Origin of the sequence: Labrys neptuniae (genome assembly GCF_040797145.1) — a bacterium.
Classification (GTDB): domain Bacteria; phylum Pseudomonadota; class Alphaproteobacteria; order Rhizobiales; family Labraceae; genus Labrys; species Labrys neptuniae.
In genome coordinates this window covers 29,721-47,403 of sequence record NZ_JBFNQD010000017.1, presented here as the reverse complement: position 1 = coordinate 47,403, position 17,683 = coordinate 29,721, and the positions used below count along the sequence as shown (strand labels likewise).

The following is a 17,683-nucleotide window of genomic DNA, read 5'->3' as shown; positions in this document are numbered from 1 at the left end:
AACCTCCTCAAGCAGCCTTGCGGGCAAGGGCGCGAAAGCCCTGCTCGGCGTTTTCGAAGGGGCGATAGTGATCGAGGTCGGCCATCATCAGATGATGCCGGCGACCCAGGAGTTCGATCTCCTCGATGCTGCGCCAATGCAGCCGGCGAAAGAACAGCACATTCTGCTCCTGCACACGGGCAAGAAAGCGCCGGCACCCTCTCGCATGGGCTGATGAGACCGCGAGGCGGATGAGAGAGGCACCAAGGGCACCGACCTTGCGATAGTCGGCAGCGACGGCAAGGCGTGAGCCCCACCAGACACCGTCCGTCTCCTCGTGGATGCGGACCGTGCCGACGACCCGGTCGGCGGTGACTGCCAGCATCGAGAGTGCCACGATGGGAATGGCACATGCGTCGACGGCGTCGGTGTCATCCTCCTCGAACAGGCCCTGTTCCTCGCAAAAGACGGCGCGCCGCAGCGCCTTGGCCCCCACACGTTCCCAGTCCTGCGTGGCGAACTTGACCTGGAACTCGCTTGCGACGAACGGCTTGAATGGCTCGAAGATCATTTCGCCAATCCCTTCTCATAGGCGGAGAGCGCCGAGCAGGCGCCACAGCGCCCGCAGCCGGCCTTGATGTCGGCGGCCTTCAGGCCGGCCTTCACGAGCATCGCCGACAGGGGGGCGAGGATGGCGTGCATGAAGGCGGGCGGCGGCGTGGGGTGGCTTTCGAGCGGGGTGCCGGAAATCGGCACGAAGGGCACCACGAAAGGATAGACGCCGATCGCCACCAGCTTCTCGCAGGTCGAGAGGACAGCCTCCGGCGTGTCGCCGAGCCCGGCCAGGATATAGGTCGAGACCTGGCCACGGCCGAAGACAGGCACGGCGGCGGCGAAGGACGACATGTATTTATCGATCGATACCTGCGCCTTGCCGGGCATGATGCGTGCGCGGACTTCCGGGGTGACCGCTTCAAGATGCATGCCGAGCGCGTCGACACCCGCTTCGCGCAGCCGGGCGAGCCAGGCGTCGTCCTCCGGTGGTTCGCACTGGGCCTGTATCGCGAGGTCGACGGCAGCCTTGATCGCTCGCGCGCTGTCGGCGAGGACTGCAGCACCGCGGTCCTCACCGCGCGGAGTGCCCGTCGTCATTACCATATGCCTGACACCGTCGAGTTCGACGGCTGCCTTCGCCACTTCCGCCAGCTGGGCCGGCGTCTTATGCGCGATGGTGCGACCGGCGGCGAGGGACTGGCCGATGGCGCAGAATTGGCAGGTCTTGGTGCGGCTCTGATAGCGAATGCAGGTCTGCAGCACGGTCGCAGCCAGCACATCTCGGCCGTGGAGTACCGCGATCTTGGAATAGGGGATACCGTCGGCCGTGGTCAGGTCATAGAAGCGCGGCCGCAGCGGGAAGGTGACCTGCCCGACAGGCCGACCCTCCCGGCTGATGCGGCTTCGGCCCAAGGCATCGGGCTTTTCCACGAGATAAGGGCTTTCGAAGGCCGGAGCGGTGTGGACGGGTACCATCACGGTCATGCCGTCGATGGTCATGGCCTTGTGGTCGGATGGTCCGGCGCCGCCCCTGCGGCTTTCATGTCCGGCCTTCGGGTCAACCAGCCGCGCTCCGAAGGACTGCAATTCGTTGATCAGCTGCGTCGCCGGCAGGGTTGCTCGGTTCTCCATCGGACAGGCTCCTCGGATCGGGTTGTTCGGCAAGGGGGGCGGCGAATTCGAGGGGGCTGGCGGCGCGGCCGTCGAGCACCAGGTGCAGGAGCTCGGGGCGCGCATAGTGGCCGACCGAGTCCATCATTCGCTTGCGCTTGAGGATCAGGCTCATGTCGAGGTCGGCCAGGAGAATGCCCTCGCCCTCGGTAAGGGGCGGCACGACATGCCGGCCCTCGGGCGAGACGATCGCCGTCATGCAGCCGCCGGTGAGGCCGCGCTGCAGGCCCTCGTCCGGCGTGATCGAGGCGATCTGGGCCTGCGTCAGCCAGCCGGTGGCATTGACGACGAAGCAGCCGCTTTCAAGCGCGTGGTGGCGGATGGTGACTTCGATCTGCTCGGCGAAGATCGGTCCCACCAGCGAGCCGGGAAACTGCGCGATATGGATTTCCTCATGCTGGGCCATCAGGGCGTAGCGGGCGAGGGGATTGTAATGTTCCCAGCAGGCGAGAGCGCCGATGCGCCCGGCAGCAGTGTCGACCACCGCCAGGCCCGATCCGTCGCCTTGGCCCCAGATCATGCGCTCGTGGAAGGTCGGCGTGATCTTGCGCCGCTTGAGGCGCAGCGTGCCGTCGGCATCGAAGACGAGCTGGGTGTTGTAGAGCGAGCCGTGATCGCGCTCGTTGATGCCGAGGACCACGACGACGCCGTGCTGCCGGGCAGAGGCCGCCACGGCGTCGGTGGCCGGGCTGGGGACGGTGACGGCGTGCTCATAGAGGCGCAAATGCTCCTTGCCGGTGAGCACAGGGGGGAGCACGAAGGAGAAATAGGGATACCAGGGCACGAAGGTCTCGGGAAATACCACGAGTTCCGCGCCCTTGCCGGCCGCCTCCGCGATGGCGTTCAGTACCTTCGCGATGGTGCCCTCACGCGAGGCGAGGTCAGGCGCGATCTGCACGGCAGCCGCCCTTATCGATGTCTTTGCGGTCATTCCTGATCCTCCGCTCGATTGGTCGGGCGGCGGGGCGGGCCCGCCGGCGCGGTGCCTCACAACGTCCAGGTATCGAGGATGAAGGCGTTGTCCTTGCGGTGGAGCAGGATGAGGTCGAGCACGTCGAGTGGGCTGATCGGCTGGATGCCAGGAATGAGGGAGGGTTCGCCATGGCCATAGAGGGCCTGCAGGGCAAAGCGGCAGGCATAGGCCTTGCCGCCCTCGGCCAGGAACTTCTCGATCTGGTTGTTGAAGTTGAGATGCCCCGGAAAAGCCTCGTCCCCGAGCTTGGGAAAGCCACGCTGGACGCCCAGCGTCACGCCGGGCCCATAGAGGAGGACGGAGGTATCGAAGCCCTTGCGCTTGAGGCGCGTGGCCTGCAGCAGGTTGACGAAGCCGATGGAGCCTTCGAAGGCCACGGTGTGGAAGGTCACGAGGGCCTTCTCGCCCGGTCCGGCTTTGACGTCTTCGAAAAGCTTCTGCTCGTAGTCGACGAAATAATCGCCCTTCTGGTGCGCGGGCTTGGTGACGGCTGGCATGCTGAACTCCTCTATGGGCAGGACGCGCCCCTCGGCGGTCGCTCTCCCTCCAACGCAATCATCGTGCCAACATTGAAACAGTCAATTATTTGCAGAAAGGCAATAAAATGCATTCAATTTTCCTATCAATTTTCTCTTGATATGGCTGAATGAAGCTGAAATCTGTGCGTGTATTCGGTTCAAAATGCCTCAGATTCCAACATGAGCCTTTCCTGCTAAGATGCAGTCAATTTTTTCTAAATTGACAGATGACAGGTAAGAAGGCCTTCAATATACAGTCAATTTGTCAGGCGACTGGAGACTTGCATGAAGGATTGGCGACCCGACCTGGTTCGCGGCGACGGCCCGCTCTATCTTGCGATTGCCGACGCCATCGCGCAGGACATCGCACAGGGAACCCTCGCGGTGGGCGCGCGGCTCCCGCCGCAGCGCAAGCTCGCCGCAGCATTGGATATTGACTTTACCACCGTAGCGCGCGGCTATGTCGAGGCAGGCAAACGCGGGCTGATCGAGTCGATCGTCGGGCGCGGAAGCTTCGTGCGCAGCAATGCCACCCTGCGGGACGATGGCGATCCGCGGCGCCAGCAGCTTGCCGATTTCTCGATGAACATGCCGCCCGAGCCCGACGATCCCGAACTCGTCGCCCGCATGCAGGATGGCTTCGTCAGCGTCGCCCGGGATCTGTTGCCGTTGCTGCGCTATCAGGGGTTCGGGGGCGCGCCGATGGACAAGGATGCGGCGTCCGCCTGGCTCGGCCGTCGTGCCCTGGTACCTGCCCAAGAGCGAATCTTCGTCACGCCAGGTGCACATCCCGCCCTCGTCGGCATCTTCAGCCTGCTCGCGAGAACGGGAGATACGGTACTGTCCGAGGCGATCACCTATCCTGGCGTGCGCTCCATCACCGCACAGCTTGGCCTCAATCTCGTCGGCCTCGAAACCGATGGAGACGGCATCCTGCCCGAGGCTCTCGAGGAGGCCGTACAGCGTCATCGCCCCAAGGCGCTCTATCTCAATCCGACATTGCAGAATCCCACGACGATTACCATTCCCGAAAGGCGGCGTTCCGAGATTTGCGCGGTGGCGCGCCGGCATCGGCTGCCGATCGTCGAAGACGATGCCTATGGCTTCATTCCAACCCACGGGCCGCCGCCCTTGGCCGCGATTGCGCCGGACATCTGCTGGCACATAGCGGGACTGGCCAAATGCATCGGTGCAGGTCTGCGCCTTGCTTATGTGGTGGCGCCCGATGCGCGCGCCGGCTGGTCCTTCAGCGCGGTGCTGCGAGCCCTCTCCGTCATGGCCTCGCCGGTGACGGTCGCCGTGGCTACGCGCTGGATCGAGGACGGCACGGCCGACACTATCCTGCGCTTCATCCGCGCGGAAGCCGCCGCTCGCGAGAGGCTGGCATCGCAATTCTTCGAACCGGGCACTTATCTCTCCGATCCCCTGAGCTTCAACATCTGGTTGCCGCTGGGCAATGGCTGGACGCGATCGGCTTTTGCCAGCTATGTCCGCCGCACCGGTATCGGCGTGGTCGTGAGCGATGTCTTCACCGTCGCAGGTGAGCCAAGCGAGATCGTGCGCGTCGGTCTGGGCGGACCGATAGGCCGCGAGCGGTTGCGCGCTGGATTGGAGTTCATGGCTCACGCGCTCGAGGGATCGCCGCAAACTGCCGCAGCTTTCTTCTAGCATTCCATCCAATGGAGAAATGCCGTCGATTTGGCTGACCGATTGGCTTTCGACTGCGACAGTTGCAGTTTTGGGGCACGCTGCGAATAGCGCCGTCTACATTCCGGTGTACGTGCTGGGAATTGTCCAGGCGCTATACGAGATCGAGATAATGATGGGGGAGGCGCATTGCCATCATATCCTTACGTCGTACCACATTGGTCGGGTAACGGCTGTCCAGATTGCTGGTGTCGATATCTGCGCAGACGAGCGAAGTGCCGGGCCCCGCATTCGCTTCGCGTCGGGGGAATTCGAATGTGTCGGGACCAAATACGCCACTTCTGCCGGGGAAGCCGTTGAGTTCATCGGCAATGTTGGCAAAGGCGAAGAAGACATTGTTCTCACCGGCCCGCACCCGGAAATGATGCCAGTGGCTGGGGTCTGCCCCTGTCGGGATCGGATAGCTCTGACGTATCGCCGAACCAGGGTGACCGGCGTAGAAGCGCTCCCGCATTGCAGCTGGACATGCGATCAGATCACAGCCGCGCAGTGACAGAATGCGCGCTGCCTCGGGGAACATCGCGTCATGGCCGATCAGGAGGCCCAGCCGTCCCAGCCGCGTGTCAAAGACCCGCCAGTCCTCCCCTGGCGTTGCCCAGCCATGGTCCTCGGATGTCAGATGGATCTGGCGATAGCTGCCGATGAGCCCTTCGGGACCGGCGAGCACCGCCGCATTGTGGATGCGCCCGCCTGCCCTCTCTGCCATACCCGCTACGATGTAGATGTTCTCCCGTGCCGCTATCGAGAGCAGACGCTCCACGGCAGGCCCGGAGACGCTCTCGGCGAGGCCGTGCCCCAGTCCGGTGATCGAGCGCTCGGGAAAAACGATGAGGTCTGCATCGCGATCGTGCCTGGCGGCGACGACCATCGCCTCGATGCGTGCCAGATTATCTCCCACATCGTCGGAGGGAGCGAATTGCGCGACTGCAACACGGGATTTGCGGCCAGGCGGGAGAGGACGATGGCCATAGAGGCCGAAGAAATCCAGCGGGTTCCAGGCATAGGTGGTGGTTGGCAGTTCCTTGTAGAATTCGGGTCGGCGCTGTTCGAGCACTTTCCGCCCCAGCACGTCGTGGTCGCGCGCCAGTTCGAGGTCGATCGTTGCGTAGGCAATGCCGTCGCCCGCATCGATGATTGCGGCTATCGAGCCGTCAGGCCCGATCACGCAACTCCCTCCACTGAACTGGACGGTGCGCTCCAGTCCCCAGCGGTTCGACTCGATCAGATAGCATCCGTTCTCGAAGGCGCGGCTGATCCAGTAAGGTGCAGGCGTGCGCTCGGCCAGCCAGTTGGAGACGTGACAGATGACGTCGGCTCCCTTCAGTGCGACGATGCGCGCGGTCTCGATGAAATGGATATCCATGCAGATCAGGAGTGCGATGCGTCCGATCGGCGTTTCGAAGACCTGGTGCCCGAGATCGCCGGGCGCGGACCATTTGGGTTCCGCGATGTAGGGATGCGTCTTGCGGTGCTTGCCGATCACACCGTCCGGTCCGATCAGCACCGCAGCGTTGTAGTAGAGCCCGTTCGAAGGTTCGATTTCGGGCATGCCGATCACGATGTAGCAGTCATGGGCCTGGGCGATGGCCTCGAAACGCGCGGTGGTGGCGCCGGGAATGGTTTCGACGAAGGGGGCGACCTCGGCCCGGTCGAACCAGCAATATCCGGTAGTCCCCATTTCCGGCGTGACGATCAGGCGGGCCCCTGCCTCGGCCGCCTCGGTCGCCAGGGCAATCAGGCCAGCGATATTGCGCTCCTTCTCGAACATCGTCGGCTCGAACTGGACGGTGGCAACCTTGTGGAGGATGGGCATCTGGCACCTTCGGGCAGGACTATGGCGTCCGGCGCGCGGATACGCGCCGCGCAACCGGTTGGGATCTGGCAGGATGGGGAGGGCGTCAGCCCAGGAAGGACTTCTTGATGGAAGCGCCCAGCGTATATTTGGGATCGACCATGTTGCCGAGACGAACGCGCCCAGCCTGGGTCAGCAGCATATAGGCATCGATGTCTTCGAAGCCGTAGTCGGTCGCCATCCAGCGAACCAGCTCGCGATAGGCGATGCGCGCGGCATCTTCCATTGGCCGCGAGGAGCCGATGGTCATGATGAAATCCCGGGTCTCGAGGCGCGGCCACTTGATGGTCCAGTTCTTGATCAGGTCGACCTGCACGGTGGTGACGGTCGGATGCTCGATCGCGACACCGCAGAGCTCGCCATCACCTTGCGCGGCGTGGCAGTCGCCGAGATAGAGAAGGGCGCCTTTTGTGTTGACGGGCAGATAGATCACCGCATCTACGCCGACATCGGGCAGATCCATGTTGCCACCGTAATAATCGGGTTGCAGGGCCGATATCGCCTCGATCTCCGGTGATGTGCCGATCGTGCCGATGAAAGGTTCATAGGGCAGGGTGATCTTGTCGTTCCACTTCGTGCCCGTCTCGGCATCGATGTGGAGTTTCTTGACGCGCTCGGGCAGGGGCGGGTTGAGCAGCGCGGTGTCGGCCGTCCCCACCAGCCCGCCGAATTCGGGCATGATCAGCGTCGTACCGCATGGCTGGGGACCTCGCGGCACGATGCTCTTGATGTAGACGGCGAGCGTATCGCCCTTTTCCGCGCCATTCACGAAGATCGGCCCATTCTGCGGATTCAGATAGGGAAAATTGAGGATCTGCGTGGGTTTGTCGGTCTCATGCCGGATACGTCCCTCGAAGGCGTCGTGTGTCTCCGCGGAAATGACGGCGCCGGGATCAACCGAGAGCACGGGATCGACATAGGGACCGTAGACGTAATGGTATTTGCCCTGGTCGGCTTCGGTGATGGTGTGGGACGCTCCCGTCTTGCCTTTGGCGACGCCCTTGCGCGCCATGATGGATTGGTCGAGCCACGGCGTCTGGGTCGATGACATAGTCTTCTCCTTTTCGAGGTGTGGATCACACGGCGAGATGGCGGCGCATGGCCTCGCCGTCCGCGAGGGATTCCCGATCGAGCGCCGCGACGATGCGGCCCTTGTCCATGACGTAGCAGCGCTGTGCCATGGCCCGGATCATGTCGATGTTCTGCTCGACCAGGACGATGGTGACGCCGGTCGCCCGGTTGAGCTCGACCATGATGCTGGCGATGTCCTGGACGATGTTGGGCTGGATGCCCTCGGAGGGTTCGTCCAGGAGGATCAGGGAAGGTTCCGCTATCAGCACGCGGCCGATGGCCAATTGCTGTTGCTGCCCTCCCGACATGGTACCTGCACGCTGGCTCCAGCGCTCGCGCAGGATCGGGAAATAGTCGAGCGCGCGCCCGCTGCCGGCGTTGGCTGGTTTGCGCATCGCACCCACCGCCATGTTCTCGGCGACCGTCAGGCGGGGAAAGACATCCCGCCCTTGGGGCACATAGCCGATGCCCAGTCGCGCTCTTTTGTGGGCAGGCAGATCGTTGATGGGCGTACCGCGATAGATGATCGAGCCGTCCATGACGGGGACCAGGCCGATCAGGCTCTTCATCAGCGTGGACTTGCCCACGCCGTTGCGGCCGATGACGGCGACGATCTCGCCCTCGTGCACTTCGAGATCGAGGCCCTGCAGGACGGGCTTGCCGCCATAGCCGGCACGAAGTCCGAGAGTGGAGAGCAGGACTTCCTTACGCATGAGCTTGTCCCAGATAGATGGCCGCCACTCGCTCGTCTGCGACAATCGCGTCGATCGAACCCTGGGCAAAGACCTGCCCCAGATGGAGAACGGTGACCTTGTGGGCGACCTGGCGGACGAAAGCCATGTCGTGTTCGACTGCCAGAACGGTCATGCCGTCGGCATTCAGGCGCTTGACCATCTCGCCGGTGGCGTGGGTCTCCTCCGGCGACATGCCTGCCGTCGGTTCGTCCAGGAGCAGGAGCCGGGGCTTGAGACTGATGGCCATGCCGATCTCCAGCCATTGCTTCTGGCCGTGGCTGAGATTGCCGGCGGCCTGGGCCGCCTCCGAGCCGAGATTAAGGAATTCCAGGAGGCGGTCGATCTCACCGGCCAGGGCGGACGGATCGAAATGATGCTGCATGGCGATCTGGAGATTCTGGCGGACACTTAGTGCCTTGAAGATGCCGGGCACCTGGAATTTCACACTCATGCCGCGGCGGATCCGCTGGAACGGCTTGAGGGTCGTGATGTCCTCTCCCGCCAGCAATATGTGTCCATCGCTCGGGACATGCTCGCCGAGGATCAAGCGGAACAATGTGCTCTTGCCGGCACCGTTCGGGCCGATCAGGCAATGCACCTCGCCGGTTTCCAGGCGAAGGTCGACATTGTTGGTGACGTGCAGGCCACCGAAATGCTTGTTGAGGGCCCGCGTTTCGAGCATCGGCATCAGGCTCCTCCTTCCTTGCGTCCGCGCAGGAGGCGCCCCAGCAGATCGGCGCCGGACAGGACGAGACCTCGCGGTGCGATCAGGACAGTGAGAACGAGCAGCAAGCCCATGACGACCAGGGCGTACTGGCTGCCGTAGATCGTGAGAGTCTGGAATGCCGACAGCACGACCAGAGTGCCCACGAGAGTGGCGGTCAGATCGGAGCGTCCGCCGACGGCTACCCAGATCACGGGCAGTGCAGCCGCCGTCATGCCCATGCTGGATGGCGTGATGTACTGACCCCAACTGGTATAGAGGACGCCGGAGAGCCCTGCGAGACCCGCCCCTATCACAAAGGCGCCCAGCTGATACTTGCGGATGTCGTAGCCGAGCATTTCCGCCCGTTCGGGGTTCTCCCGGATCGCGACGAGCACGTTGCCAAAGCGCGAATTCACCAGGATGCGCAGGCCCAGATAGGTCACGACGAGCAGGCCAAGCACGACATAATAGAGGCCGATGTCGGGAAACAGCACGATATTGCCGCCAGGCCAGGGAATGGTCAGAGCAGGCATGTTGCTCATGCCGTTGAAGCCGTTGAGGCGAGCCTTGCCGATGTGCCATTCCGGGCCGGCCGTCTGTGCCATGAAGCGCTCGAGCACCAACGTCACCGAAAGCGTGACGATGCCCAGGAAGACCCCTGTAATGCGGCCGAAATAGAGGAAATAGCCAAGCAAGGCAGCAAAGAAGGCCGCGAGGGCGACTGCCAGTACGACCGCAATCAGGGTAAAGCCGTAGTTCGCCCCGAAATTGATGGTGAGAATGCCATAACTGTAGCCGGCTATGCCGAAGAAGGCCGTCTGTCCGAAGCTCAGGGCACCGCCATAGCCCCAGATGAGGCTGAGGCCGAGGGCCATGAAGGCCCAGGTGAAGAAATAGACCGTGTTACCGACCGTGTAGCCATCGCTGAAGGCCGGGTAGGCGCATGCCGCGGCCAACACCATGAGGAAGCCGATCCAGAATGACGGACCCCTTCCCATCGTCTGTGGACCTTCGAGGCAGCCCAGGAAACGCAGGAGACTGTTCATATGCCCGTCTCCCGGTCTCAGGCTCGTTCGCGCAGGATGAAGCCGGAAATGCCCTTGGGCAGAACCCGGATCACGATGATGACGGCGATCAGCAACCCGATTTGCCCGAAGAGCTGGCCCTGCCAGGAGGTCATGCCCGACTTGACGATGGCAAGGATGGCCGCGGCCGGAGCCGTTCCAAGAAAGACGTCAGCGCCGCCGGCAACTACCGTGACGAAGGCCTCCATGATGAAGGTCGTGCCCATGGTCGGCACCAGCGTCATCGTCGGCGCATAGAGCCCGCCGGCCAGTCCGGCCAGGCCTGCTCCCAAAGCGAACGTCAGGCTGTAGACCAGACGCGTATCGATACCGAGAGCGGCGGCCATGTGCGGTACCTGGATCGTGGCCCGGGCCATCACCCCGAAACGTGTCCAGTTGAACAGGGCATAGAGGCCGACAAGCACCCCGATCGCCATGAAAAAGAGCACGACGCGATAGAGCGAATAGGAATAGCCCGCCATCTGAAAGCTGCCGAGAGGCGTCCCGACTCCCATCATCGTCGACCCAAGCACGATCAGCGTGCCTTGCGTGGCGATCAGGCTCAGGCCCCACGTCGCGACGATGGTGTCGAGCGGCCGGTGGTAGAGATGGCGGATGATGACGATTTCCACCAAAGCTCCCACGGCCGCCGACACCAGGGTACCCACGCAGATGGCCAAGGGAAGGGGAAGCCCCGCATGAGCCGCGGAAACCGTGACATAGGCGCCGCACATGATGAATTCGCCGTGGGCGAGATTGATCACGCCCATCATGCCGAAGATGACGGCGAGGCCGCAGGCGGAGAGAACCAGGAAGGCGAATGCGTCGCCGAACTGGTAGAGCGAGGAAAAGACAAATGTGCCGACATCCATCGGGAGGAACAACCCTGATTTCGAGATCCAGGCCGCCTGCAAGGCGGGCGAGGGACCTGGAATGGGCGCCGCTGCGGGAGCGGCGCTTCTTCCAGGCCAGACAGTTGCTGCCTTGCTTCAAGATTTCGGAGGGGGATTGGACGGGGTGTACTGCGCCTGCGGATCGTTCTTGGTGAGATCACAGCCGGCATCGCCCAGCCAGTAGGGCTTGATGTCCTGCCAAACCTTGGGGAAGGTGATGGAATGGTCCGCCCCGACCTTCGCCAGATAGATCGTGTGGGACATGTGCTGGCTCTTGGGGTCGAGGCACACCTTGCCCTCCGGCGCATCCATGCACACGTCCCCCTGCGCAATGATCTTGCGCAAGTCGTCACGCTTGGTGGAGCCGTTGGCCCGTTCAACCATCTGCTTGTAGAGATAGACCGCCAGGTAGGAGTTTTCGGCCTCCTGGTTCACATAGGGCTCGCTCGGGAACTTCGCCTTGAATTTGGCGACGAAATCCTTGCTCGAAGGCGAGTCGATCTCCTCGATGTAGTTGGTGGTGACATACATGTCCTTCAGGCTCGGCGGCTTGAAGCGCTTGTGCTCATAGCCTTGGCCGACATTCACCGAGGACGCCATCGGCAAGCCGACATTCGCTGCCGCAGCCTGCTCGTAGTAGGAGGCCTGGGCCGTGCCGACCAGAAGTGTCACCACGAAATCGGGCTTGACCTTCTGGATGTTCTGGATCGACTGCGAGAACTGCGAGACGCCGAGCGGGATGAACTCCTCGCCGACCATCTCGCCGCCATTCTCCTTGACGATGTTGCGCACCCATTCGGCGGAGATCTGTCCGAAATTGTAGTCGGCGGCGAGGGTGTAGACCTTCTTGCCGTACTTCTCCATCATCCAGGGGATGAGTGTGGAGAACTGCTGCTCGGGGACCGCCCCGGTAACGATCATATGGGCGTCGCAAACCCCGCCTTCATACTGGTTGTTGTAGAAGGCGAATCCGTCCAGTTGGTCGACGATCGGCCGATAGGCTTCGCGGGAAGCCGACGAGAAGCCGGCAAAGACAGCGTCGACCTTGTCTCGCTGCAGCACCCGGCGCATGAATTCCTGGTAGCGGGTGTTGTCGGACTGCGTATCGTAAACGACCAGTTCCAGCGGGCGCCCCGCGATGCCGCCCTTGGCGTTGATCTCGTCGGTGGCCAGTTGGATCGCGTGAACCTTGCCGATGGTAGCGACGGCGAAGTCGCCTGATTGATCTTCCAGTACGCCGAGCTTTATCGGGTCGGCTGCGAGCGCTTGGGACATGCCGAGCAAAAGTGTTCCTGTGAGGGTTGCGGCTCGCAGCCCCCTTTTGGTCTTCCCAGTCATGTGAGTTCTCCTCTGTCGACGCTTATTTTGTCTCGGCACGCCGGCCGGAGGGCCCTTCGCGCACCGTTATTTTGGGCGTTGCCGCCCATCTGCCGAGGAACTCCTCGCAGTATTCTTCCAGGCTGACCCGCAAACGCATGCTTTCGCGCCGCAGCCGGTTGTAGGCTTCATCGTCATCGATGCCGGTCTGTGTCGTTAGCGTCAGCACGGCCTTGATCACCGAGCGGCGGCCACGCCGTCGTCGCTCCATGTCGTCGAGGCGGTTCTGCATATCATTGCGCAGCAGGAACTGATTCACGCCCAGGAACAGTGCGGTATAGATGGCTGCGCTGTGCACCGGCTTGCGCAGGAAGGCGGTCGCACCGAGATTGACAAGACGCTTGAGCCGGCTCGGTGCCTCCACGCCCACCAGCCCGATGACTGGCACTGGTGGCAGGCGTGGATCACCCTCGGTCTCCAGGGGAAGAGTGCCGTCCAGATCGCCGTCCACGAAGAGGATATCCCGCTCCTGCTTCAAGCTTATCATGTCGAAGTCGACGCGGCCATCGGCGACGATGAGGAACTCGCTGGTCACTCCCAATTTCGCGAGCGTTGTTTCGAGAGCTTCGACAGCGGTGCGGTTGGCGGTAACGATCAGGGCCCTGCTGCCGTTGAAGTTCTGGAGGAGGCGAGCAACCATCACTTTGCGATCCTCAAATTTGGCGTGTGGGAGACAACGGCATATCGTGGCGAGGACTGAACGAGGTAGGGGTCGGGCTGAATGGGGCCGGCCTCCTCGACGATCACATCAAAGCGCGCCTTCCGGTTCGAGCGGCCGATGCGTGGCGTGAGCCAGGCATGGAATGTCTGAGGATCGATCCAGACTTCGCCTTGCGGTGCTGTAAACCTCTGGCGAGCGACGGCGTTCTTGACGGCGTACACCTCGTCCGTACCTGCCGCCGACAATGCGCGTGCCAGCAACTGCACGGCGATATAGGAGGCCTCGGCATCGGCCGATGTGGCCGGGCCATTTGGGAAGGACCGCTCATAGGCCTTGGTGAATGCCTTGTTCGCTGGAGTCTCCAGTGAGGAGAAATAGACAGACGAACTCAGATGACCATCGACCATTTCTTGGCCTATCTCCTCCAGTTCCGGTTCGGAGAGCGTGCAGCTGGCGATGGGGATCTGCGCGGCCTGATCGATGCCGCGGGCTTGGCAAGCTGATCGAAACGCACGGAAGAACGCATAGGCGCTCTCACCGATGAGGTTGTTGAACACGAAATCGGGACGGGCCGAGAGGATCGCGTCGACGACCTGGCCGAATTCGGTGTCGCCGATGGCGACATAGCGTTCCGCCAGAACTCTGCCGCCCTGTGCCGTCATGGCCTCGCGAAAGATGCGGTTGTTTTCCCAGGCCCAGATGTAGTTCGATCCGACGCAGAAGGCGTTCGAGCCGATATTGGCCAGCATGTAGCGTACGAGCGGAAGCACGTGCTGGTTGGGTGAAGCGCCCGTATAGATGACATTGTTCGAGGTCTCGAACCCCTCATAGTGTGAGGGATACCACAGCAGGGCATCGTATTTTTCAAAACAAGGGATCACTTCCTTGCGGCTCGATGACGTATAGCACCCGATCACATGACGTATGCCGTCGCTGGTCATTTGCCGGCTATGCTCGGCATAGCGTGCCAGGTCACCTCCGGGGTTCACCACGACAGGCTCGAGCCGGAGATCCGGAAAGGACCGGGAGATCTCCTCGAAGGCCAGCAAGGCGCCGTTCAGCATGGAGCGCGCGACCACGCTATAGGAGCCGGTCGTCGAGAACATTACTCCGATGCGATGCCTTGTTGCCGACATAAGCCCATTCCAAAACAAAAAACGCCCAGCGGCTGGTCTGCCGTGGGCGTCCGTGCCACCAACCATACGCGTGCAGAGCGCACTCGCCTGTTGGAAATGTAATCAGATGTGGCGCGTAAATAGGCAGCTCTGCCCAGCGCTCTAAAATTAGGCTCCTCCAGATTTGATCATTTGTCAAGTCGTTAAATGTCGGCGTGGCTTCTTATCTGCCGGATTGGTTCCGGCACTTGCCGCCCGATCTGCCGGCGGCGATGAGCCGCTCGGGATCGGAACGCCAGACAAAGGGCTGGGACGGCTGGCTATGCTCGCTGATGAAGTGCTTGATGGCGACGTGGAGAGAGGCGGCGGATTGGAAGGCGTCGTTCTTCAGGCAGTAGCGGCGCGACTTGGTGACGAGGTCATCGACCTTGTTCGGTCGCGAATATACAGTAATTGCCACGGATTTTTATGAATAAAACCGATGTGCGACTTTATGCGTTGCAGGAACCGGGCCTAAAAATAATATATTATATCGGCGTTTAGGAAATTCTGATGGATTCTTCGATTAATAAGTCATGTAAAACAAATAGTTAAAGAAAAATGGTGATTCGAAGAAAGGTCATTTTTCTCTAACGTGCAAGAAAAAGGAAGCGCCTGCGATTACAGGTTCAAATCCGAGTACCCATGCCGCGCAACCAATTGCGGAAGTAAACTTCCTGTGCGGCATATGACGGAGCGGACTTCTTCACACCTCAAACAACCGTCCCGGACTCATGATGCCCTTGGGGTCAAAGAGACGCTTAACGCCTTCCGTCAGGGCTTTCTCCTCAGGTGCCAGGCCTTTGAGGTAGGAGCCAAGCTTGGCGCGGCCAATCCCGTGCTCGGCGCTGATCGAGCCTGCGAATTCAGGCAGGGCGGCGTAGACCACCTGCTCGCACTGCTTGAGAAAAGCTGGCTTGTCGCCCTCTGCCATGTGAGGCGGCGGGAGCACATTGTAGTGGAGGTTGCCATCGCCGACATGTCCATAGGCTACGGGAATGGCGTTGGGCTCGGCCTGCGCCAGCGCAGCATCCGTTTTGGCGAGGAAGGCGGCGATGTCCGAAATCGGCACCGAGACATCTGTGCGCAGATGACGGCCGCGGCGGGCCTGCCCCTCCACCAGGTCCTCGCGGATGCGCCAGAGCGCACCGGCCTGCGCGCTGTTGGCAGCAACCGTGCCGTCGAGGACATGGCCTGCTTCCATCGCGCTCTCGAGAAAGCGTTGCATCAGGGCAGAGAGGTCGACCAGGCCGCTGGCCGAGGCCTCCATCAGCACATAGTGCGAGGATCTGGTTTCCAGGGGATGGCGCAAATCCGGCGTTGCCTCCTGCGCGAGTTCCACGCCGACATGGCCGATGAGCTCGAACGCCGAGAGCAGGTCGCTGAGGTCTCGCCGGGCAAGTCCGTAGAGCGCGACGGCAGCTGCGGGGTTCTCCACCGCGAGGAAGGCCGTCTCCACTTGCGTCGGTTTGGGGAAGAGGCGCAGGCTCACCGCCGTGACGATGCCGAGTGTGCCTTCCGAACCGATGAGAAGCTGCTTGAGGTCGTAGCCTGTGTTGTTCTTGTGCAGCTTCCTCAGGCCGTTCCAGATCTGCCCGTCCGGCAGCACGGCCTCGATGCCGAGCACGAGATTGCGCGTCATGCCATAGCGCAGCACATTGAGGCCGCCGGCATTGGTGGCGACGTTGCCGCCGATCTGACAACTTCCCTGGGCGCCGAGCGCCAGGGGGAAGAGGCGCTCATGCTCGGAGGCGACGTCATGGAGATTGGCGAGGATGCAGCCTGCCTCCACTGTCATCGAGAAGTTGGCCGGGTCGATTTCGCGGATATGGTTCAGCCGTTCCAGGCTGACGACCACTTCTGTGCCGTCAGCCGAAGGCACCCCACCTGCGACAAGCCCGGTATGGCCGCCCTGGGGTACGACGGGAATGGCGGCGGCGGCGCATAGACGCACAATCTGCGCAACCTCCTCGACGGTGCGTGGGCGCAGGATAGCGCGAGCCCGTCCCTTCGCATCGCGCGGCCAGTCGGTGAGATAGCGCTCGGCCTGGTCGGGATCGGTGACAGGATCGAAAATGGCCAGATGGTCATCGATGGGGGGCATGGCTGGTTCGCCTGGGAGAGGGGGTGTCAGGTGGTCTACGTCGCGCTGCGCATAGTCGCCATCGCGTTTGGGATTTCCGGTGGTTCCACGCCGTTGCGGTTCGACCGATGCCGGCAGGGCGGCAGGCAGGACAAGGGTATCGAGCTGCGTGAGGAAGGTTCATCCGGGCCAGCGCCAAGGCAACGAGTTCTCAAATGCATGTATAGCCCCCATCGGCGTTGATGATTGAGCCCGTCAGCAAGCTCGATGCATCCGAGGCCAGGAACTGAACGACGGAGGCTATTTCATAAGGTTGCCCCAATCGCCCGGCAGGCGTCATGTCGAGCCAGCGCGACACCAAGCCAGGCTGGTTCTCGAGACCATGCAGGAGCGGCGTCTCGATATAGGTGGGTGCGACCGCATTCACCCGCACGCCGCGCTTGGCCCATTCGACCGCCAATGATTTTGTCAGGTGGTGCACGCCTGCCTTCGAGGCATTGTAGTGACACTGCGGCTGCGGGATGTTGACGATCTGGGCGGACATCGAGCCGATATTGATGATTGAGCCCGTCCCGGCCTCCAGCATCCGCCGGCCGAACCCGCGGCAGGTGCGAAACACGCCTGTCAGGTTGACGGCAATGACCTGGTCCCATTCCGCGTCGGTCATGTCCTCGGCGGGCGTGTTGGTCACGATCCCCGCGTTGCAGACCAATATGTCAAGCGGGGGCAAGGCGCTCGCCAATGCGTCGATCGACGCGCTGTCGGTGACATCCAGAACCTCCGCCCGTGCTTTGTGGCCCCTGGAGCTCAGATCGAGTGCGGTGGCTTGTGCCCGCTCGCGCTTGATGTCGGTGCAGATCACTTCGGCTCCGGTCGCCGCGAGCGCCTCGGCGATAGCGGCTCCGATCCCTTGTCCTGCGCCGGTGACCAGCGCAAGCTTGCCCATCAGATCGTACTTCGCCCTATAGTCCATTCGTTCCTCCATCGGCTTGGCAGGCAGGGTGACGGCTTGCTGCCATCAGCGTGCGAGGCAGCAGGGCAGCGCGGTTCGACATGGCTACAACCCGCAGACTCGCAGCACGGGTTTCCTCCGAACGGCAGCCCTGACATTCAGCAAAGAGGGCGTGACGGCCCTCGTTCACGCTGGGAGTTTCCAAGGGCCCGGGGTGTCGGACAGTCTGGCTCG

General features: G+C 62.3%; 17 protein-coding genes. 1 reads left to right on the top strand and 16 read right to left on the bottom strand.

The window, feature by feature from the left end; all coding sequences use genetic code 11:
• Nucleotides 1-7: 7 nt before the first annotated feature.
• Genes ABXS05_RS29610 through ABXS05_RS29595 form a run of 4 tightly spaced genes read right to left on the bottom strand, consistent with a single transcriptional unit; the run spans nucleotide 8 to nucleotide 3,174 of the window.
• Nucleotides 8-550, bottom strand: coding sequence for an MSMEG_0567/Sll0786 family nitrogen starvation N-acetyltransferase (locus ABXS05_RS29610; protein ID WP_367626352.1), 543 nt, complete (start codon nucleotides 548-550; stop codon nucleotides 8-10).
• The gene (locus ABXS05_RS29605; RefSeq protein WP_367626351.1) at nucleotides 547-1,665 is read right to left on the bottom strand and encodes an MSMEG_0568 family radical SAM protein; all 1,119 of its coding nucleotides are present in this window, start codon (nucleotides 1,663-1,665) and stop codon (nucleotides 547-549) included. The genes ABXS05_RS29610 and ABXS05_RS29605 overlap by 4 nt, the downstream gene beginning before the upstream one ends.
• Nucleotides 1,592-2,635 (bottom strand): Nit6803 family nitrilase, encoded by a 1,044-nt coding sequence (locus ABXS05_RS29600; protein WP_367626350.1) that lies wholly within the window; start codon nucleotides 2,633-2,635, stop codon nucleotides 1,592-1,594. Before ABXS05_RS29600 ends, ABXS05_RS29605 begins: the two co-directional genes overlap by 74 nt.
• Nucleotides 2,636-2,691: 56 nt before the next feature.
• Nucleotides 2,692-3,174, bottom strand: a complete 483-nt coding sequence (locus tag ABXS05_RS29595; protein ID WP_311940241.1) for an MSMEG_0572/Sll0783 family nitrogen starvation response protein — start codon at nucleotides 3,172-3,174, stop codon at nucleotides 2,692-2,694.
• A 306-nt stretch (nucleotides 3,175-3,480) separates the two neighbouring features.
• On the opposite strand from ABXS05_RS29595, the gene ABXS05_RS29590 reads away from it, so the two are divergent.
• Entirely contained in the window at nucleotides 3,481-4,863 is a 1,383-nt protein-coding gene (locus ABXS05_RS29590) for an aminotransferase-like domain-containing protein (protein ID WP_367626349.1), read from the top strand.
• Between the two features lie 133 nt (nucleotides 4,864-4,996).
• Here the strand turns inward: ABXS05_RS29590 and ABXS05_RS29585 are convergent, their stop codons facing one another.
• The 12 genes from ABXS05_RS29585 to ABXS05_RS29530 form a co-directional block, all read right to left on the bottom strand.
• Nucleotides 4,997-6,715, bottom strand: coding sequence for a nitrilase-related carbon-nitrogen hydrolase (locus ABXS05_RS29585; protein ID WP_367626348.1), 1,719 nt, complete (start codon nucleotides 6,713-6,715; stop codon nucleotides 4,997-4,999).
• A gap of 85 nt (nucleotides 6,716-6,800) precedes the next feature.
• Entirely contained in the window at nucleotides 6,801-7,805 is a 1,005-nt protein-coding gene (locus ABXS05_RS29580; RefSeq protein WP_367626347.1) for an acetamidase/formamidase family protein, read from the bottom strand.
• Between the two features lie 25 nt (nucleotides 7,806-7,830).
• Entirely contained in the window at nucleotides 7,831-8,538 is a 708-nt protein-coding gene (locus tag ABXS05_RS29575; protein WP_311940249.1) for an ABC transporter ATP-binding protein, read from the bottom strand.
• Nucleotides 8,531-9,247 carry an ABC transporter ATP-binding protein gene (locus ABXS05_RS29570; RefSeq protein WP_311940251.1) on the bottom strand — a complete coding sequence of 239 codons (717 nt, stop codon included), beginning with the start codon at nucleotides 9,245-9,247 and terminating at the stop codon, nucleotides 8,531-8,533. Before ABXS05_RS29570 ends, ABXS05_RS29575 begins: the two co-directional genes overlap by 8 nt.
• Nucleotides 9,247-10,311, bottom strand: coding sequence for a branched-chain amino acid ABC transporter permease (locus ABXS05_RS29565; RefSeq protein WP_367626346.1), 1,065 nt, complete (start codon nucleotides 10,309-10,311; stop codon nucleotides 9,247-9,249). The genes ABXS05_RS29570 and ABXS05_RS29565 overlap by 1 nt, the downstream gene beginning before the upstream one ends.
• Nucleotides 10,312-10,328: 17 nt before the next feature.
• On the bottom strand, nucleotides 10,329-11,201 hold the full coding sequence (locus ABXS05_RS29560; protein WP_311940254.1) for an ABC transporter permease subunit: 873 nt from the start codon (nucleotides 11,199-11,201) through the stop codon (nucleotides 10,329-10,331).
• Between the two features lie 117 nt (nucleotides 11,202-11,318).
• The gene (locus ABXS05_RS29555; RefSeq protein WP_311940256.1) at nucleotides 11,319-12,560 is read right to left on the bottom strand and encodes an urea ABC transporter substrate-binding protein; all 1,242 of its coding nucleotides are present in this window, start codon (nucleotides 12,558-12,560) and stop codon (nucleotides 11,319-11,321) included.
• A gap of 22 nt (nucleotides 12,561-12,582) precedes the next feature.
• Nucleotides 12,583-13,239, bottom strand: a complete 657-nt coding sequence (locus ABXS05_RS29550; protein WP_367626345.1) for an ANTAR domain-containing response regulator — start codon at nucleotides 13,237-13,239, stop codon at nucleotides 12,583-12,585.
• A complete protein-coding gene (locus ABXS05_RS29545) occupies nucleotides 13,239-14,396 on the bottom strand; it encodes a transporter substrate-binding domain-containing protein (protein WP_367626404.1) in 1,158 nt (385 codons plus the stop codon). The genes ABXS05_RS29550 and ABXS05_RS29545 overlap by 1 nt, the downstream gene beginning before the upstream one ends.
• A gap of 202 nt (nucleotides 14,397-14,598) precedes the next feature.
• Nucleotides 14,599-14,835, bottom strand: coding sequence for a hypothetical protein (locus ABXS05_RS29540; protein WP_367626344.1), 237 nt, complete (start codon nucleotides 14,833-14,835; stop codon nucleotides 14,599-14,601).
• A gap of 285 nt (nucleotides 14,836-15,120) precedes the next feature.
• The gene (locus ABXS05_RS29535; protein ID WP_367626343.1) at nucleotides 15,121-16,518 is read right to left on the bottom strand and encodes an FAD-binding oxidoreductase; all 1,398 of its coding nucleotides are present in this window, start codon (nucleotides 16,516-16,518) and stop codon (nucleotides 15,121-15,123) included.
• 190 nt (nucleotides 16,519-16,708) lie between these two features.
• Nucleotides 16,709-17,470 carry an SDR family NAD(P)-dependent oxidoreductase gene (locus tag ABXS05_RS29530; RefSeq protein ID WP_311940263.1) on the bottom strand — a complete coding sequence of 254 codons (762 nt, stop codon included), beginning with the start codon at nucleotides 17,468-17,470 and terminating at the stop codon, nucleotides 16,709-16,711.
• Between the last annotated feature and the right edge of the window lie 213 nt (nucleotides 17,471-17,683).

Coding starts and splice junctions, on each gene's coding strand:
- ABXS05_RS29550 (WP_367626345.1), bottom strand. CDS start 13,239: ATGGTTGCTCGCCTCCTCCAGAACTTCAACGGCAGCAGGGCCCTGATC.
- ABXS05_RS29575 (WP_311940249.1), bottom strand. CDS start 8,538: ATGCGTAAGGAAGTCCTGCTCTCCACTCTCGGACTTCGTGCCGGCTAT.
- ABXS05_RS29590 (WP_367626349.1), top strand. CDS start 3,481: ATGAAGGATTGGCGACCCGACCTGGTTCGCGGCGACGGCCCGCTCTAT.
- ABXS05_RS29545 (WP_367626404.1), bottom strand. CDS start 14,396: ATGTCGGCAACAAGGCATCGCATCGGAGTAATGTTCTCGACGACCGGC.
- ABXS05_RS29605 (WP_367626351.1), bottom strand. CDS start 1,665: ATGGAGAACCGAGCAACCCTGCCGGCGACGCAGCTGATCAACGAATTG.
- ABXS05_RS29535 (WP_367626343.1), bottom strand. CDS start 16,518: ATGCCCCCCATCGATGACCATCTGGCCATTTTCGATCCTGTCACCGAT.
- ABXS05_RS29580 (WP_367626347.1), bottom strand. CDS start 7,805: ATGTCATCGACCCAGACGCCGTGGCTCGACCAATCCATCATGGCGCGC.
- ABXS05_RS29530 (WP_311940263.1), bottom strand. CDS start 17,470: ATGGACTATAGGGCGAAGTACGATCTGATGGGCAAGCTTGCGCTGGTC.
- ABXS05_RS29555 (WP_311940256.1), bottom strand. CDS start 12,560: ATGACTGGGAAGACCAAAAGGGGGCTGCGAGCCGCAACCCTCACAGGA.
- ABXS05_RS29595 (WP_311940241.1), bottom strand. CDS start 3,174: ATGCCAGCCGTCACCAAGCCCGCGCACCAGAAGGGCGATTATTTCGTC.
- ABXS05_RS29565 (WP_367626346.1), bottom strand. CDS start 10,311: ATGAACAGTCTCCTGCGTTTCCTGGGCTGCCTCGAAGGTCCACAGACG.
- ABXS05_RS29585 (WP_367626348.1), bottom strand. CDS start 6,715: ATGCCCATCCTCCACAAGGTTGCCACCGTCCAGTTCGAGCCGACGATG.
- ABXS05_RS29560 (WP_311940254.1), bottom strand. CDS start 11,201: ATGGATGTCGGCACATTTGTCTTTTCCTCGCTCTACCAGTTCGGCGAC.
- ABXS05_RS29610 (WP_367626352.1), bottom strand. CDS start 550: ATGATCTTCGAGCCATTCAAGCCGTTCGTCGCAAGCGAGTTCCAGGTC.
- ABXS05_RS29600 (WP_367626350.1), bottom strand. CDS start 2,635: ATGACCGCAAAGACATCGATAAGGGCGGCTGCCGTGCAGATCGCGCCT.
- ABXS05_RS29570 (WP_311940251.1), bottom strand. CDS start 9,247: ATGCCGATGCTCGAAACGCGGGCCCTCAACAAGCATTTCGGTGGCCTG.